This is a genomic window from Enterococcus sp. AZ177, assembly GCF_050544585.1.
In the GTDB taxonomy this organism is placed as follows: domain Bacteria; phylum Bacillota; class Bacilli; order Lactobacillales; family Enterococcaceae; genus Enterococcus_L; species Enterococcus_L plantarum.
Genome location: NZ_CP172944.1, coordinates 2,387,235 through 2,403,816, shown reverse-complemented (window position 1 = coordinate 2,403,816; position 16,582 = coordinate 2,387,235). Strand labels below are relative to the sequence as shown.

Below are 16,582 nucleotides of genomic sequence, written 5' to 3'. Positions count from 1 at the left end.
AATGATTGGAAAAATCATATCTCACGACAAAAACAAACTGACAATTGAGTTTGACGAAGATATCAATCCTGAGTACCTAAAACTTTTGAGCAGAGGAAAATCAAACTATGTACTAGCTAAACTACTAGACAATGAAAAAATGTCCTCTGCTCAAAATGCAGTGTCTCATACATTGATTAGGGATATAGCGAATCATTATTTTGTAGATGCTCAAGAGATGGAGATCAGTCTGAAATATCAATACAGCTATAGAGAAATCAATGGATTTTCTCATTCAGATGCAACTATGGATGATGCAGCTAAATGGATTGAGTTTTTAATTGAATTCATATTGATGAACGGCGTTGATTTGCCAAAAAGGTATACCTATTTACTAGACTACGACAAGTTTTTTTACTTCGCTTGTAAGCACAGGAAATGCTGTGTATGTGCGAAAGAAAATGGTCAAATACACCATGTCACTGCAGTTGGTAACAGAAAGAGAAAGAACGTTGATCACAGGCTTTTCCCATTCGCTTGTGTCTGCTTAGAGCATCATAACATAGCACATGCGCTAGGAGAAAAAGAATTTCTGGCACGATATGAAGTTACACCAGTTTATCTGGATAAAGAAACATTAATAAAAATTGGTATAACCTCAAATGCTCAGATTATGAAGTTTGATGAAAAGTACAAAGATGAAGAACTATACAAGAAAGCGATAGGAGGGTGATCAAGTGGCAAGACCCACTAAAGATGGTCTTGATTATTTTCCTTTTGATGTAGATATGTTTGAAGACGAAAAAATAGAAGCTATTGCAGGAGAGTTTGGCATCAAAGGAGAGCTTGCGGTAGTCAAGCTGCTATGTGCGGTATACAAAAAAGGATACTTCATTGTGTGGAATGATTTAACCAAAGCAACTCTTTTGAAACGCCTTCCTGGAATGAGTAAGGAATTATTAGATCAAATTGTCATCCGCTTAGTTACATGGGAATTCTTTCATGAAGACCTGTTTAACTCGGCTAAGGTTCTGACAAGCAAAAATATCCAAGCTATCTATTTTGAAGCAACAAAAAGAAGAAAATCACCAAAACCTACTAAGTACGTAATTAGTGAAAACAATAATTACATTCCAAAGGAAGTTAATGTAGACATTAATGCACAAAGTAAAGTAAAGGAAACTAAAGTAAATAAAAGTAAAGTAAACAATAAAAAACAAGAAAAAGATTTTGTCGATGAGTTGTCCTCTAGTTATCAGTTTATCGAGCAACCTTTTGGAAGCGACAAGCTAGGAGAATTAATTGATTATTACTCTAAAAATGTTAGTCCAGCAACACCAGTCAATATTACTGACCTTGAATATGATTTAAACGATTTTAATGGAGACTTAGAACTGATGAAAGATGCAGTAAATATATGTGCCAGGGAAAATAAGAGAACCTACAACTATTTTTCTGGCATCCTCAAACGATGGAGAGCGGCAGGGGTAAAAACTCATGATGATTACCTCGATTCTGAACGCAAATGGCAAGAAGAAAAACAGGCATCGCCTAAACAATCTTATTACCGCCAACCAATTAGAGAAGAGACTATGCCAGAATCGGTAACCAATCCAACACCAGAAGCTAAGTTATCACCAGAGGAACAAGCCAAGTTGGATGCAGAAATACAAGCGTTCTTGAACGGAGGCGGTAACTGATGTTGATCACAATACCAGTAGCACCTAAGCCACAAGCTAGACCGAGATTTAACAGTTTTAACAAACGAGCATACGAAGATAGTGCTATGACAGCATACAAACGAGCGGTTAAATACCATGTGATGGCTAGTAAGCCTAAATTAATTGAGACAGGACCGATTGGCGTGTCCATTACGTTTTTTGTCTATCAGCCTAAGTATTTGTTAACCAAAAAGAAAATGGACCAAGAGCTGGCGAATGAAACACTGTACGTGGACAAGAAGCCTGATATCGACAATTATTTTAAAGCGGTGACAGATGCCTTAGAAGGTGTCTTATACAAGAATGACGGGCAGATCGCTGCAGTGACTACGCAAAAGTTATACAGCTTAAACCCGAGGACAGAAATTGAAGTGGAGGGAATTAAATGATTAATAATGTTGTCGAAGTTAAACCGATTAAAGGTAAATTAGGCTATTTCGCTGACGTAGATGGAAATATTTATTCTTTATGGATAAATAAAGGACGACATGGCTTGGTAATGGGGAATAGATTCAGAAAGCTCAATTTTTCTAAAAGTAAATCAGGTCACTTTGTTGTTTCGTTCGGCAGAGAAGATAAAGAGTTAGTGCATCGGGTTATATACCAGACGTTTGTTGGAGATATTGAGGAAGGTAAATTTATAAGGCATTTGAATGATATTAAATCAGATAATCGAGTATGCAACTTAAAACAAGGGACACAAAAAGAGAATATGTCTGATGCTATGAAAAACGGTGTTTTAAAAACGAAATTAGACAAAGAAGCTGTTAAAACCATCCGATCATTAAAAGGATATAAAAAGCGAAAAGAAGTAGCTCTTATATATCAAGTAAGTGAAAATACTATAAAACAAATTTGGAATTTCAAGACATGGAAAGAGGTAGTTTGATGAACGCAGATAACCTAGTGGTTTTAAATGGTCGATTAACAAAAGAAGTAGACCTAAGATATTCGCAAAATGGAAATGCTGTAGCAAAGTTTACTGTTGCAGTGAGTAGAAGTCGGAAAGAGCAAGACGGAAGCAGAAAAGCTGACTTTCATAATTGTATAGCATTCCTCAAAACGGCTGAGATCATAGCGGATCATTTTATAAAAGGGTCAATGATTGGCATTGTAGGTGAATTGCAAGATAACAATTATGAGAAAGATGGCGTTAAGCATTACAACAAACAAATCGTAGTTGATACGTTCGGGTTTAGAGAAAGTCGTTCAAGTAGCGATAATTCGCCACAGAATCAAAATACAGACGTTTCAAACCAGTTCGAGGGTAATTCTTCATCGAATCAAAGCAACACGTTTAAATCGCAAGATAATAGCCAAGGATCACAAGACCAATTTTTCAATCCGAATAAGCCGATACAAGACAATCCATTTAGTGGCTCGGGAATTGTCAGTGACGATACAGACGGCTTACCATTTTAAGGAGTGGATGACATGTATAAAGCAATTGGTAAAGATACAGGGGCGGTATACGGATACGCAGATACAAAATGTGACTTGTTGAGGAATTTAGATAAAAGTTTCCGCTACGACAAAAATAAGACTGGCATTTATCCAGAAGCGTTGATAATAGGGAGGACTGAACCAAATGAATAAACCGAAGTTTAGAGCGTGGAAGAAAATACGTATCCAAGAAATGTTTGACGAAGTAGTCGCAATTGATTGGTTGAACAATAAAATAAAAATCAAATATCCGAATCCTGGAGGAAATACTTTTAGGATTGATGAGGAAAGCTTAGATAACGTCATCCTCATGCAATACACAGGACTAAAAGATAAGAATGGTGTGGAGATATTTGGTAAAGATTTTGTAGAAGGTTTTTACGGTGGAACTTATGTAAAAGGGGTCATCCAATTCATAGATGGATGTCATTGCCTCCAGAGGATAGGAGATTTTCATGCAATCTGTTTGTTTGAAGTTGATAATAGAAATATTCTAGGATCAATCCACGCCAACCCAGAATTACTAAACGAGGTGGAGTAGATGCATGAAGATTGCTGTATACCAGTATGCCCGAATTGCGATGAAGAATTAGAACGTCTTTACTATTGCGTGGATTGCGATAAAGAGTGGACGCAAAAAGAACTTGATGAACATCAAGAAAGAGAAAACGAATCTTACGTGAAATGGTGTAAAGAACAACATTCAGAATGGTTTGAATAAGGAGGACACAACACATGGGAAAGATTGAGGAATTGATAGAGGAACTAGAAAACGTAAGCAGTAAATCGATAAATAAGGATTTTGAGGATGGGTATAACGGAGGAATAAGGCATGCTTTAGAGTTAGCCAAAGAGTACAAATCATCACTACCAACCCAACAAGACAAGGTTGTGGTGCCAGAGTTTGTGGCGGAATATTTGGAAATGAGAAAAGATCAATTTCAAATTGGTGGTTTAGGAGTTGCTATTATGCATGTGTTCGATGCCAAGGAGTCCCCTAAATTATTTAATTGGATGAACAACAACGTAGAGATATTCGCCCGTGCATGGCTAGACGGCTACACCGTGGAAAAAGAGCAGTTGTATTGGATTTATGATCCGATCGCAGATCAATATTTAGGTTATGACAGAGCGGAAGGGAAAGTCTGGTGGTTATTGAAGCAAAATGACGGCGCCAGAGCTGAATTGACTGATGAAGAAATCACTAAGGTTGGCGAACAATATAGGGCGTTTGCTGTACCAGTAGAGGAGGAAGCAGAATGAGCAAAAGAAAAAAATATATTCCTGCTCGAAACGTCATATTGATTACGGAATTTGACGGAGAAACTGATAAATTTGAACGCTCTTATTTACTAAACAACTTTGAAAAAGGCGGCTTTGTTTTTGGCACAAGAGAGACTGACTTGGCTCTAGCTAGGATCGGGCAAGTTACTACTGGTAAAAAGTATCATGTCGATGTTCATGACCTTAGTGTTACATCAGTTAATTTACAAAATGTGATTTGAGGAGTGTAAAAAAATGAATTACGAAGAAAAATACAAAGAACTAGTCGAAAAGATAAAAGTAACCTATTGGGCAACATAAACTACTATCCAAAATATGGAAAAATCAAAAGCTACAGACACGTCAGCTCTTAAAGCGTACAAAGATCAACAGTTTGCGATGCGGTATCAATTTGGAGATATATTGGAGGGAACACAATGACAGAGAAAACAATAGAATGGTATCAAAAAGAACTCGGAGATAGATTTCAACATTTTTATATGCAACTTGATGGATCATACAATTTTCCGAATAGCTTGGAAGGTGACTTACTGAGAATGACCCATAACATGTTGACATTAATGGAAAAAGAAAAAAGCACCCCATCCTTTGCGGTCGGGGAGTATTACAGTGATGGAAAAGTAATTTATAAAGTTCTTGAAATAGAGGAATATCCTGATACGAAAGAAGTTGGGTTGGCTGTATTAGCTTTATACAGCGGTGATCTATATGAAGACACTTACGAGATTGATTTTCCGTGCGAAGACAAACCAGCCACCGCAGAACAGATAGTAACGTTTCATCGTGCCGAGCAGTTTGCAAAACACGGGCGTAAGTTGGATGAGTTTCGTGATCGAGACATAGTGAAGTATGAGGGAGAGCTATTTTTCGCAAAGACAACTAGCGAATCGAACTTAATTAGTGTGAGTGGATTTGACGGTTATGGCTGGGAGGATATGAACGCCGATGAATTTGAACTCATCCAAACAGCCGAAGAACTGCAGGAGGTAGAGAACAATGATTAAACACTTAGCAAGTTTTACCATGGATAGTGAGTATATGGAGATTTTAGAAAAAAACGGAAATATTTATGTAGTTAATTTTGATAGTTACGATATAGAGTTTTTTGAACTAGAAGAATTATGCAGAGACTTTTATGAAGAGGCTGAGGAAGACTTTGAAATAACTTATCACGACGAAGAGTTTAAAAAAGAATGTGAAAATATGAGGCAACTTTGCCGAGAAAAGTATTAACGAAAGGAATGAGTAGGGATGGAAAACGAAACTCCGTATCTAGTCTGCACTACCTTAGGTGGGCAGGAATGTTATTTTGTAGAGTTGGATGGAGTAAAACCGCACTTTTCAGATGATTTAAAAGAAGCTTGTTTTATGTCAGAAGAAGATGCAGTTAGATTAAGAGATATTTTGAATGAAAAAACAGATGCTTATTTTGAAGTTTTAGAAGTAAATATTGTTGATTAACTAAACAGAAAGGAGTGGAGGTTTGTCGGCCGACACTAAAAAGCTTTTTACTCCTTTGTGATTATGATACAAACTTTAGAATTATTTGGCGGTATTGGATCGCCTAGAATCGCTTTGCGAAATTTAAACATACCAATCAAAGCTATTGATTATGTGGAAATTGACCAGAAGGCAGTTGATAGTTATAACGCCATGTTTGCGGATGAACTGGATTACAAAACGCAATCTGTTGTTGGTTGGAATTTAAAGCCTGACATTGCCATCCACGGTAGCCCTTGCCAAGACAATACAGTTTTAGGCGGTGCCGCAGGAATGGAAATAAAATCAGGCACTAGATCAAGCTTGTTGTGGGAATCAGTTGAATCTTTTGAACAAATGGGATCATGGAGACCTAAAACAGTCATATGGGAAAACGTACCAGGTGTTTTAAAGCTAAAAAAATCAAAAGGGGCTTTCAAGAAGTACCTCGAAAAAATGGAATCACTAGGCTATACGAATAGTTTTGAAATACTTGATGCTCGTGATTTTGGGATTCCGCAAGCGAGAAAAAGACTGTTTACGATTTCGACGTTAAAAAATGAGCCTTTTAATTTCGAGAGATTGGCTAAACGTCCAACTAGGAATATAAACGAGTATCTGGAAACTAATGTTGATGATAGTTATACGATCACCTCGCCATCGATGCTTAAAGTTATCGGTAAACCTTTAAAAGGTTTCGGAGGTTACTTACCAATTATTGAGGATTATTGCTGGACCATTACCACCAAACAAAATAGAAATCCTAACAGCGGTATAATCCCAATTGGCAATGATCAGTTTAGGCTACTAACAGAAAAAGAGTGTTGGTTGCTTCAAGGTTATTCGGATTTAGATTTTATGAACGCTGCTAGTGTAAATAAAAAGACAGCTTTATATCATCAAGCTGGTAATAGTATACCAGTAACAATCTTTGAGAGTATTTTCGAGGTGATCTTATGAAAACTATAAATTACGCAGCACACAAAGGCAAGAGGGCGGTTGCTGTTAGATTGGTTGGTGGTAGCTGATGCTTGAACTAAACAAAATTTACAACATGGACTGCCTTGTAGGTATGCAGCAGATACCAGATAAAAGCATTGATATGATTTTGTGTGATTTGCCGTATGGGACTACTCAAAATAAATGGGATACCATTATTCCGCTTAATCCACTTTGGAGACAGTACGAAAGAATCGTTAAAGATAACGGAGCTATAGTTTTAACAGGTTGCCAACCATTTACCAGTCAATTGATCATGAGTAACCCTAAGTTATATAGATATGAGCTTATCTGGCAAAAGACTACAGCAACTGGACACCTTAATGCAAAAAAAATGCCAATGAGAGCGCACGAAAATATACTAGTCTTTTACAAAAAGTTGCCAACGTATAATCCACAAATGACGACAGGACACAAACGCAAGATATCTACAGCACGTCATAAACGCAACAGTAAAAAATCAACAAATTATAATGATTATGAGTTATCTAGTTATGATAGTGCGGAGCGTTACCCACGCAGTGTGATGACCTACGCAACAGACAAACAAAAAAGCGTTATACATCCAACTCAAAAACCAGTAGCGCTATTTGAGTACCTTATCAAGACATATACAAATGAGGGTGAGGTGGTATTTGACGGATGTAGCGGATCAGGCACAACTGCAGTAGCTGCTATCAATACCAATCGTAAATTTCTGTGCATGGAAAAAGAAAAGGAATACTTTGACAAGTCAGTCGAGAGGATTATGAAAGCAGGTGATAGCTTATGATTAAAAAAGGCGAAAAAGTAAAATATATCGGTACTGGTGTACCAAAGTATACAGGGCAATTGCTGGAAGTAAAGTTTGTCAATGATAAGTGCGTAAGCCTACTTTTCCCGAAAGCTGACAGACATCAAGTGGCGATCGAGAATGGCGGGATTTGGAAACAAGAATCTTTGCTGTGTGGACATAGCGAGGTTGAGGAGGTAAACAATGATACCTGATTGGAGATACCCAAAAGTGATGATTAACTTGTCGAAACAGCGACAACAGAATAAATCCAAAGGCGACAAACGCAACGGCACCATGAGCAGGCAACAAGCGTTTAGTGGACTATTTAAATAATGCAGGAGGGGAAGATATTGGATATTCAAATTTATAGCGCAAAGCAATACAATGGTCCAAAGCGTAAAATATTAACTGTCGACGGAATACCGGTAGTGATTGCCAGAAGCCGCAAACGTTTAGAAAGCTTCTCAGCTTATCTGCAAGGTTATCCTGTTGAAATATCAGATAAACAAGTTAAAAAGAAATTGGATCAGATTAGAAAGGGGTAGCGAATTGAATCAAATTACAGAATTATCAGAAGAGCAATTAAAAACACTTGCAAAAGAAATTAATAACCTCGCTAGACAGGATAGGGAAGATGAGAAACGAAGATTAGTGAGTAACGCTTATCACAACACAAGAATGCTTCTTCGGAACTACAATAAATTAAAGAAACACTGTGAAATCGTAGACGAACAAGTTTCATCAGAATTAGGTACTTTATGGAGCGATTGGAGATTTGATCTTGATTCGCTACTAGAACATAAAGCCAAAACTGTAAAATTGATGAATCATGTCGATAGAGCTTTAGAGGCATACAAAATCATAGACACAATAAAATATGATGTACTGGCAAATAAATATTTTAGATTTAACTCAATGTCCGACGAGCTTATAGGCAGTAAATACGATGTAGACCGCCGCACAATAAAAAGATGGGAAGATAAAGGTGTAGAAGACTTATCTATAATGGTGTTTGGGGTCGATGTTATATTTAATAAATTGTAAATGTCCAAATGATGCCCCACAATGGTACATTGATAATGGTATATTGATATTATGAAATACTAAGATAAACCACCTACGGCAAACAATTACACACATCTTTCCCAAATTATGACAAGGCAGATTACTGCTGTAGGTAGTTTATAATCACTCACAGGCTAACAACAAAAAACTAAAAATAAGGATGGTGAATACTCTCCCTCGTAGAGTTTATTTCATTCTTGCCTGTGGGTGTTTTATTGAGGTATAGCTCAGTTGGTAGAGCGTCTGACTGTTAATCAGGTTGTCACAGGTTCGAGTCCTGTTATCTCAGTTGCAACCGAGGAAGCGAAGGGATAGGGATGTGACGGTTTATACCGTAGCACATTGTGTAGGTTGCTTTAATTTAAAATCCGGGTGCTTTGCGCCTATATAGTCATCGCATATGCGGTGGCTTTTTATATTACATAAACCGTCATTCGTGGCGGTTGTTTTAGTTTATTTTTAAAGGGGGTGTTAAATTTGTGGAGAAATGGGAATTAGCTTACGAAGATTATAAACAAGGAATGAAATACAAAGACATAGCCGAGAAATATGAAGTATCTATTAATACAGTTAAGTCCTGGAAGTCTCGCAAATGGAATGCACCCCCTGATAAAGAGGTTGCAACCAAAAAGAAAAAGGTTGCACACAAAAAGAAGTTGCAACCAGTAATAGAGAATGACAATTTAACGGAACAGCAAAAGATGTTCTGCTTATTTTATTTGCAACACTTTAATGCGACCAAGGCATATCAACAAGCTTATCAGTGCGATTACCAATCGGCTAAAACAGCTGGTAACCGGTTGTTGACAAATGTTCACATAAAAAAAGAGTTGCATAGACTTAAAGCAGAGTTGCAACAAGATACCTTTGTTGATGTTAAAGACTTGATCCAAGAATATGCCAAACAAGCCTTTGCTGATATATCTGATTTTACAGAGTTTGGGCAAGAATTAGTTGAGTTTGAGGATGGCGAAGAACGTCCTATATCGTTTGTGAGACTCAAAAACTCTGATGAAGTGGATGGCTCTTTAATACAAGAAGTTAAAAAGGGCAAGGACGGTGTATCGGTTAAGCTCTACGATAAGCAGAAGGCTATGAGCGAGCTTATGAAGTACTTGGGCGGCGATGCTTTGAGGCAAGCACAAATTACAAAAATGCAGTCAGCAAACGAAACAACTGAAACAACTGAAGATAAACTTGATGAGTTACTTAATAAGATTAGCGGTGAATTAAATGGCACTAACTGATGTATATAACGCAAAACAGATTGAGGTACTGACAGAAACAATAAAACAAGATTGGTTTATAACGTTGCTGCATGGAGCGAAGCGGTCAGGTAAAACGAAAATAAATAATGACTTATTTCTATTCGAGTTACGACGTGTTAGAAAAATAGCCGATGACGAAGGCGTAAAAGAGCCGATGTACATATTAGCAGGTGTTTCCAGTTCGACGATTCAAAAGAACATATTGCAAGAGCTATATAATATGTACAACATCGAACCCAAGTATGACAAACACGGAAATTTTAAGTTGTTTGGAGTGAAGGTGGTACAAGCCTATACGGGAAATATTGGAGGCGTTGGAGCTATTAGAGGTATGACAGCTTTCGGTGCTTATGTAAACGAAGCGTCGCTAGCCAAGCGAGAAGTGTTTGCTGAAATTGTTTCGCGTTGTTCTGGAACTGGTGCAAGGATATTAGGCGATACAAACCCAGATAACCCAGAACATTGGTTAAAAAAAGAATACATTGATAATCCTAGTAAAAATATTAAATCGTTTCATTTTGAATTGGATGATAACACATTTTTGGCTGAACGTTATCGAGAAAACATAAAAGAAGCTACCCCAAGCGGGATGTTTTACGATCGAGACATAAAAGGCCTGTGGGTATCTGCCGAAGGTGTGGTTTATCGAGATTTTGATGCAAGTGTACATTATGTGCAATCTGAATCATTGCCGAAATTAACAACATATTATTGTGGTGTTGACTGGGGATATGAACACTGGGGGTCTATAATCGTTATTGGCGAAACAGATGACGGGGTATCATATTTAATAGAAGAACATGCCTCACAGTATGAAGAAATAGATTATTGGGTAGATGTAGCGAAAGGGATCCAATCCCGTTACGGGGCTAGGGTGCCTTTTTGGTGTGATAGCGCAAGACCTGAACACGTCGCTAGATTCCAACGAGAAGGCATAAAGGCTCATAATGCAGATAAGGCAAGATTATCTGGAGTTGAATCCGTGGCAAAACATTTCAAAACAAACAAACTTTTTATCTGTAGAGACAAAGTAGAAAAGTTTAAAGACGAAATATACCAGTACGTATGGGACAAAAAGAAAGGCGAACCTATCAAAGAATTTGATGATGTACTCGATTCGCTTAGATATGCGATTTATAACCAACACAAACCAAAACCAGAACCGATCAACGTTAAGAAAACAATAGATACATTCAAGAAACTAGGATTAGGTAGGTGATTAAATGGAAAAGAAACTTTTGAACGGTTCAAGATTTGATGAAGAAGCAAATAAAGTCTATCGCTTACCAGTGAATAAATTGCCTAAAAGAATAATGGCAACGACTGACGGATATACAGAAGAAGTGATCGACTTCGAAAACGAAGATATGCTGAAGATGATCGTTAAATTTATCCGTCATCACAAAGAAAAGCAAGTTCCAAGGTTACAGGAGTTAAAGCGGTATTCGTTAGCACAAAATAATATTAAATTTACTGAGGATAAAAGTGCAGATCGAGCAGACAATAAGATTGCTAACGATTGGGCAAGTTTTATTGTAAATTTTAAAAAAGGTGTACTACTGGGAAATCCGTTAAAGTACAGCGGAGAAAAAACAATTGCTAATAAAATTAATGAGTTTGCTAGTCAATCAAATGAAGACTACCACAACCAACTAATGGCAGACGATTTACTCGCTTTAGGAAGAGCCTACGAGTATGTAGGTCGTGATGAATATGGAAAAGAAACATTAATTAAGTTCAATTCGGAATGTACGTTTGTTATCTATGATACAACTAAAAATGCTAATTCTATTTGTGGTGTAAATTATTACGATGTTGAGTTTAATGATGAGACAACAAGTTACATCGATATTTATACCAACGATGGATTTCTTTATCAGTTTGAGACTAAAGATCAAGATTATGATGACTTAACTCTTTATGATCACGACCAAACCTATTTTAATACCGTCCAAATTAACGAATGGGTAAATAATGAGGAACGATTGGGAGACTTTGAAAAAGTTTTGGATAATATTGATGCTTATGATTTGTCTCAATCATCTATGGCCAACTTTCAACAGGATTCGTCAGAGGCTTATTTGGTAATTAAAGGTAATCCAGAAACGGCAGCAGATGAAGAGGGAGAAAATACTAAGCTAGAAGTCCTTAATGCGATGATAAAGGCAAGAGTATTAGTTTTGGGAGATAAAAAGCATTACGGTGAGGGACAAACAGGAAGTGAACCAGATGCTTACTATCTCAAAAAAGAATACGATACAGCTGGAACAGAAGCGTATAATGACAGATTAGTATCTGACATGTTGCGCTTTACATCATTAATTGACTTCACAGACGAAAATATGGGGGGCAATCAATCTGGTATTGGGTTTAGGTTTAAAGGCTGGGGAAATGATAACGATCGCAAGAACAAAGAACGCATGATTAAAAAAGCTATTATGCGACGTCTGAGATTGCTTACCCACTCCTGGTCACTAAAAGACAATTTGAATAAACCGCAAGGCTTTGCTGACAAAGTAAAGTCTATTTTTATGTCTGCAGATAAGAAACAAGAGTCACTGTATGACAAAGTTAATGAAATTGAAATCCTATTTACTCCTAATGTTCCACAATCTGATGAGGAGATCATGAAAGTTATTGCTGGCATGGTCGGGATTGTATCAGATGAAACATTGTGTGAAATGGCTGCTAAATTGACTGGAGTTCCAGCAGAAACAGAAATTAAACGAATCAAGAAAGAAACTGATGATAGTGTTAATCGGGTCTATGATGAAGAACCTGAAAAAGAGGTTGATGTGAACGATGGCGAAGAACAACCAGATTAATTATTGGAAAGATCGAGAAGAAAAAAATATTAATGCTCGTAAAAAAACTGATAAACAAATTGCGAAAGAGATTGAAAACCTATATGTTGATACACTTACAGAAATCCAAAAGGAAATCGATGGTTTTTTAGGAAGGTATGCGAGCAAAGAAGGCATATCAATGCAAGATGCTAGAAAAAGAGTTTCTGAAATGGATGTCAAAGCATTTGAAACAAAGGCTAAGAAGTATGTTAAAGAAAAAGACTTCTCGCCTAAAGCGAATCGAGAATTGAAAATCTATAACCTTAAAATGAAACTGAATCGCTTAGAGCTCTTGCGCTCTAACTTATTACTGGAACTAACAGCCTCTAGTGATACGTTGCAGAAAATATTTGAAGAATACCTATCATCGGAAGCAAGAAGCGAATTTGACAGACAATCAGGGATTCTGGGAAATGTCACTGGAGACTACAAAAGCAAAATTGATTCCATAGTCAATGGGTCATACAAAAACGCATACTTTAGTGATCGTATTTGGGGAATTATTCAAGTAGATTTAAGGACAGCTTTAGAGAAACTTTTGTTAAAAGCAATTGTTCAAGGTTTAAACCCTCGTGAAATCGCTAGGCAACTAAAAAAGTACTTTGATGTAGCCAAAAATCAAGCAGAGCGTTTGGCTCGAACTGAATTAGCAAGAGTCCAATCCGAAGTGCAGAAACAATCCTATACGTCTAACAAGATAGATAAGTTTGTTTTTATTCGAGAAGCAACAGCTTGTCCGATTTGCAAAGCTGTATCAACTGAACCGATATCTATTGATAAGTTTGAAGTTGGAGTGAACGCAGCACCAATACATCCTAATTGCCGATGTAGCACAGCACCGTATTTTGACCGTGAAGAATTTCAGAAGTATTTGGAGGGGAAAGGACTATGAAAGAAGAAAAGACATATTCACAAGCTTATTCGGATTTAAAAGGATCTATTAGAGATTTTAAGTTAGCGATAGGTAGGTTGTTTGAGCTTGAAAAAATCATTAATTGGATGAAGAAAAAAATATGAAAAGTATGTTAGCGAAAAGACAAGAAAAGGAAAGTGGAGTATCTGTTTAAACGATTATAGATGAAATGAATTACACAGAAGATTAAGTCTAGCAGATTACTAGGCTTTTTTTATTATAGGGAAAGAAGGGAATTTAAATGAAATTCGAGCAGATTTTACCATTACTAAAAGAAGGAAAGAAAGTATTTCGAACTGGTTGGAATGGAAGAGGAATGTTTATAGTTCGCCAAAAAGGGTATCCAGAAGGTATCTCTTGTAACAAGCAGACTGCTGAAGCTTGGGATTTATCAGAAGGTGATTTATTTAAAGTCAATCCGTATTTACAAATCAAAAATGCCGATGGAACTCATGCGATGTGGGTGCCAAGTATTGGAGATATATTTGCAGAAGATTGGGAAATCAAATCTTAGCAATTTAACTTTTTATTATGTCCAAGCATTGATGACATTAAAAGCTATGGAAGTGCAAGCATTTATCCACGTTAAAAGATATGGGAAAGGAACGATTATCATGAAAAGAAAGAAATTAGGAATGAACTTGCAGTTTTTTGCGGAAGATACAGGATCTAACGGTGGTGGTGATAATCCGGATAACACCACTAACGGTGAAATTGTAGAAAAAGCAAAAGATGAGCAAGAGACGAACGAATCTGATAAAAAATATTCGGATGAGGACGTCAACAAAATCATTGATGCTAAATTTGCTAAATGGAAGGCAGAACAGCAAAAAGAACAGGATGAGGCAAAGAAATTAGCTGAAATGGACGACAAAGAAAAAACGGATTACGAGAAACAGAAATTGCAAGAAGAAATCGATAATCTAAGAAGAGAGAAGACTCTAGCAGAAATGACTGAAACAGCTAGCGAAATGCTTTCTGATAAGGGGTCTAAGCCAACTAAGGAAATGCTGCGATTAATTGTTTCTGAAGATGCTGAAACAACCTCAACCAATGTCAAAACGTACCTAGAGTCGATTGAAGCAGAGCGCGAAGTGATGAAACTAGACTTTGAAAAACGTTTAGGGTCTAAATTGCCGATGGATGGCACAGGTAATATGTCTGATGTTGGCGGATATGGGAAAAAGTTAGCTCAAAAAACAAATAATGACACAACAAAGCAAACTTATTTTAAAAATTAGGAGGCAGAATAATGGAAAAAAGAATATTTGGAACAAAAAGACAGATTTTGGCAGATGTAAACAATACAAAAAGTTTATCTGTCGTAGTGGGCTCTAAAGGTGTTACAGAATTGAACGCCGCAGGGAAAAAATATATCCCCGCAGGTACTCCAGTAGGTGGTGGTGATCCTTTCGGGGACGAGCAAGCACTAGTTACAGTTACTAATACAGCTGAAAGTGCAGCGAATGCAAAAGGGGTATTGTTGCACGATGTAGTTTTTGATAATGATTCCTCTACAGCAAACGGTACTTTACTTTACTTCGGAACTGTAAATGAATATCGCTTAGAAGACGGGTTAACAGTAGTAGAAGAAGCAAAAGCGGCGTTAAATGGCAAAGTATACTTTGTTAAACGTAATAAATAAGGGGGAATTATAAAATGAAAGTAAAAATCCATAAAGAGACACTAATGAAAATGAATTTGCAAATGTTTGCTACTTTTAATATTTTTGATCTTGTGCAAGCGCCGAATGTAGCAACATATTGGGCTGAAAAAGTTAATGCAGCTCAACCGTATTTAGGAGAAGAACTTTTCCCAGCAGATAAACAACTTGGTATGAAGCTAGCTTGGTTGAAAGGTAAAACAGGTTCACCAGTAGCATTGAGACCATCAGCGTTTGATGCGGATGTTATTCCGCGGGGTCGTGAAGGATTCCAAGAATTAATCGAAAAAATGATTTTCTTTAAAGAATCGTATTATATCGATGAAGAGTTACGTCAAGAATTAAATATGGTGAACCAAACAAATAATGCTGCTTATCGTGATGTATTGTTAAACCGAGTATTCGATGATATAGCTGACTTGTTACGAGGTGCAGCTGTACGTCGAGAAATTATGCGTATGCAGATGTTGACAACTGGGTCTATCAAAATTGATGAGAATGGGCAATCTTATGACATTGATTACGAAATTCCAGATGAACACAAAGGGAATGCCGCGGTAGCTTGGTCTGATTCTGAAAAATCTGATCCAGTAGAAGATATCGAGAAAGCTATCGCAGTAATGCAAGAAGATGGAGTTAGCCCTGCAAGAGCGATTATGAATAGCAAAACTTTCCGCAGTTTACGTCAGAATGCTTCTATCAAGGCTACTATTTTAGGTAACAATGCTAATGCTCAAGCAGCTAAACTATCCAAACAATCTCTATTAGATTATATCTCGGAAGAACTGAACCTTGAAATTGTTATTTACGATAAAGTTTACACTACAGAATCAGGAACACATAAGTTTGTACCTGATGAAACATTTGTTCTATTACCTGCTCAAACTCTAGGGAAAACTTGGTTCGGTACCACGCCTGAAGAATCTGATTTAATGGCAGGAACTAGCTCGACAGTATCAATTGTAGATACAGGAGTTGCGATTACAACGATGAAGAAATCAGATCCTGTTAATGTAGAAACTAAAGTGTCTATGATTTCTTTACCATCATTCGAGCAAGCTTCATCAGTTTTCATTTTGAATACTAATATCGCTGGAAATGACATAAAAAAGAACGCTAGAACAAAAGGTTAGTCAATGACTAGCCT

The 16,582-nt window shown here is 37.0% G+C and carries 27 protein-coding genes and 1 tRNA gene; all 28 read left to right on the top strand.

Features of this window, described 5'->3' with window-relative positions:
• The first annotated feature begins 1 nt into the window (after position 1).
• Positions 2 to 712 (top strand): putative HNHc nuclease, encoded by a 711-nt coding sequence (locus IGJ34_RS11770; RefSeq protein WP_430597335.1) that lies wholly within the window; start codon positions 2 to 4, stop codon positions 710 to 712.
• A 4-nt stretch (positions 713 to 716) separates the two neighbouring features.
• A complete protein-coding gene (locus IGJ34_RS11765) occupies positions 717 to 1,679 on the top strand; it encodes a Lin1244/Lin1753 domain-containing protein (RefSeq protein WP_430597334.1) in 963 nt (320 codons plus the stop codon).
• Positions 1,679 to 2,089 (top strand): RusA family crossover junction endodeoxyribonuclease, encoded by a 411-nt coding sequence (locus IGJ34_RS11760; RefSeq protein ID WP_430597333.1) that lies wholly within the window; start codon positions 1,679 to 1,681, stop codon positions 2,087 to 2,089. The genes IGJ34_RS11765 and IGJ34_RS11760 overlap by 1 nt, the downstream gene beginning before the upstream one ends.
• The gene (locus tag IGJ34_RS11755) at positions 2,086 to 2,589 is read left to right on the top strand and encodes an HNH endonuclease signature motif containing protein (RefSeq protein ID WP_111248853.1); all 504 of its coding nucleotides are present in this window, start codon (positions 2,086 to 2,088) and stop codon (positions 2,587 to 2,589) included. Before IGJ34_RS11760 ends, IGJ34_RS11755 begins: the two co-directional genes overlap by 4 nt.
• A complete protein-coding gene (locus IGJ34_RS11750) occupies positions 2,589 to 3,122 on the top strand; it encodes a single-stranded DNA-binding protein (RefSeq protein ID WP_430597332.1) in 534 nt (177 codons plus the stop codon). The genes IGJ34_RS11755 and IGJ34_RS11750 overlap by 1 nt, the downstream gene beginning before the upstream one ends.
• Before the next feature lie 12 nt (positions 3,123 to 3,134).
• Positions 3,135 to 3,296, top strand: coding sequence for a hypothetical protein (locus IGJ34_RS11745; RefSeq protein ID WP_430597331.1), 162 nt, complete (start codon positions 3,135 to 3,137; stop codon positions 3,294 to 3,296).
• The gene (locus IGJ34_RS11740; protein WP_430597330.1) at positions 3,289 to 3,684 is read left to right on the top strand and encodes a YopX family protein; all 396 of its coding nucleotides are present in this window, start codon (positions 3,289 to 3,291) and stop codon (positions 3,682 to 3,684) included. The genes IGJ34_RS11745 and IGJ34_RS11740 overlap by 8 nt, the downstream gene beginning before the upstream one ends.
• Positions 3,685 to 3,864: a hypothetical protein gene (locus IGJ34_RS11735; protein ID WP_430597329.1), complete on the top strand. Its 180-nt coding sequence runs from the start codon at positions 3,685 to 3,687 to the stop codon at positions 3,862 to 3,864.
• A 14-nt stretch (positions 3,865 to 3,878) separates the two neighbouring features.
• Positions 3,879 to 4,406, top strand: coding sequence for a DUF1642 domain-containing protein (locus tag IGJ34_RS11730; protein WP_430597328.1), 528 nt, complete (start codon positions 3,879 to 3,881; stop codon positions 4,404 to 4,406).
• Entirely contained in the window at positions 4,403 to 4,648 is a 246-nt protein-coding gene (locus tag IGJ34_RS11725) for a hypothetical protein (protein WP_430597327.1), read from the top strand. Before IGJ34_RS11730 ends, IGJ34_RS11725 begins: the two co-directional genes overlap by 4 nt.
• Positions 4,649 to 4,843: 195 nt before the next feature.
• Complete coding sequence (locus tag IGJ34_RS11720; protein WP_430597326.1) at positions 4,844 to 5,431, top strand: hypothetical protein; 588 nt, start codon at positions 4,844 to 4,846, stop codon at positions 5,429 to 5,431.
• Positions 5,424 to 5,660, top strand: a complete 237-nt coding sequence (locus IGJ34_RS11715; protein ID WP_430597325.1) for a hypothetical protein — start codon at positions 5,424 to 5,426, stop codon at positions 5,658 to 5,660. The genes IGJ34_RS11720 and IGJ34_RS11715 overlap by 8 nt, the downstream gene beginning before the upstream one ends.
• Before the next feature lie 18 nt (positions 5,661 to 5,678).
• Positions 5,679 to 5,888, top strand: a complete 210-nt coding sequence (locus tag IGJ34_RS11710) for a hypothetical protein (protein WP_430597537.1) — start codon at positions 5,679 to 5,681, stop codon at positions 5,886 to 5,888.
• 63 nt (positions 5,889 to 5,951) lie between these two features.
• Positions 5,952 to 6,866, top strand: a complete 915-nt coding sequence (locus IGJ34_RS11705; protein ID WP_430597536.1) for a DNA cytosine methyltransferase — start codon at positions 5,952 to 5,954, stop codon at positions 6,864 to 6,866.
• A 112-nt stretch (positions 6,867 to 6,978) separates the two neighbouring features.
• Positions 6,979 to 7,677 carry a DNA-methyltransferase gene (locus IGJ34_RS11700; protein ID WP_430597535.1) on the top strand — a complete coding sequence of 233 codons (699 nt, stop codon included), beginning with the start codon at positions 6,979 to 6,981 and terminating at the stop codon, positions 7,675 to 7,677.
• On the top strand, positions 7,674 to 7,892 hold the full coding sequence (locus IGJ34_RS11695; RefSeq protein ID WP_430597534.1) for a hypothetical protein: 219 nt from the start codon (positions 7,674 to 7,676) through the stop codon (positions 7,890 to 7,892). Before IGJ34_RS11700 ends, IGJ34_RS11695 begins: the two co-directional genes overlap by 4 nt.
• Positions 7,893 to 8,030: 138 nt before the next feature.
• A complete protein-coding gene (locus tag IGJ34_RS11690) occupies positions 8,031 to 8,225 on the top strand; it encodes a hypothetical protein (RefSeq protein WP_430597533.1) in 195 nt (64 codons plus the stop codon).
• Between the two features lie 4 nt (positions 8,226 to 8,229).
• Complete coding sequence (locus tag IGJ34_RS11685) at positions 8,230 to 8,724, top strand: hypothetical protein (protein ID WP_430597532.1); 495 nt, start codon at positions 8,230 to 8,232, stop codon at positions 8,722 to 8,724.
• A gap of 237 nt (positions 8,725 to 8,961) precedes the next feature.
• Positions 8,962 to 9,034: transfer RNA gene (locus tag IGJ34_RS11680), tRNA-Asn, on the top strand.
• Positions 9,035 to 9,224: 190 nt separating this feature from the next.
• Positions 9,225 to 9,992 (top strand): terminase small subunit, encoded by a 768-nt coding sequence (locus tag IGJ34_RS11675; protein ID WP_430597531.1) that lies wholly within the window; start codon positions 9,225 to 9,227, stop codon positions 9,990 to 9,992.
• Positions 9,979 to 11,232 carry a PBSX family phage terminase large subunit gene (locus IGJ34_RS11670; RefSeq protein WP_430597530.1) on the top strand — a complete coding sequence of 418 codons (1,254 nt, stop codon included), beginning with the start codon at positions 9,979 to 9,981 and terminating at the stop codon, positions 11,230 to 11,232. Before IGJ34_RS11675 ends, IGJ34_RS11670 begins: the two co-directional genes overlap by 14 nt.
• A gap of 4 nt (positions 11,233 to 11,236) precedes the next feature.
• Positions 11,237 to 12,838 carry a phage portal protein gene (locus IGJ34_RS11665; RefSeq protein ID WP_430597529.1) on the top strand — a complete coding sequence of 534 codons (1,602 nt, stop codon included), beginning with the start codon at positions 11,237 to 11,239 and terminating at the stop codon, positions 12,836 to 12,838.
• Positions 12,816 to 13,751, top strand: a complete 936-nt coding sequence (locus tag IGJ34_RS11660) for a minor capsid protein (protein ID WP_430597528.1) — start codon at positions 12,816 to 12,818, stop codon at positions 13,749 to 13,751. Before IGJ34_RS11665 ends, IGJ34_RS11660 begins: the two co-directional genes overlap by 23 nt.
• The gene (locus IGJ34_RS11655) at positions 13,748 to 13,876 is read left to right on the top strand and encodes a hypothetical protein (RefSeq protein ID WP_277991758.1); all 129 of its coding nucleotides are present in this window, start codon (positions 13,748 to 13,750) and stop codon (positions 13,874 to 13,876) included. The genes IGJ34_RS11660 and IGJ34_RS11655 overlap by 4 nt, the downstream gene beginning before the upstream one ends.
• 137 nt (positions 13,877 to 14,013) lie before the next feature.
• Complete coding sequence (locus IGJ34_RS11650) at positions 14,014 to 14,286, top strand: DUF2829 domain-containing protein (protein WP_206843075.1); 273 nt, start codon at positions 14,014 to 14,016, stop codon at positions 14,284 to 14,286.
• Positions 14,258 to 15,013, top strand: coding sequence for a DUF4355 domain-containing protein (locus IGJ34_RS11645; protein WP_430597527.1), 756 nt, complete (start codon positions 14,258 to 14,260; stop codon positions 15,011 to 15,013). Before IGJ34_RS11650 ends, IGJ34_RS11645 begins: the two co-directional genes overlap by 29 nt.
• Before the next feature lie 11 nt (positions 15,014 to 15,024).
• A complete protein-coding gene (locus tag IGJ34_RS11640) occupies positions 15,025 to 15,417 on the top strand; it encodes a hypothetical protein (RefSeq protein WP_430597526.1) in 393 nt (130 codons plus the stop codon).
• Positions 15,418 to 15,431: 14 nt separating this feature from the next.
• A complete protein-coding gene (locus tag IGJ34_RS11635) occupies positions 15,432 to 16,568 on the top strand; it encodes a major capsid protein (protein WP_430597525.1) in 1,137 nt (378 codons plus the stop codon).
• Positions 16,569 to 16,582 lie beyond the last annotated feature (14 nt).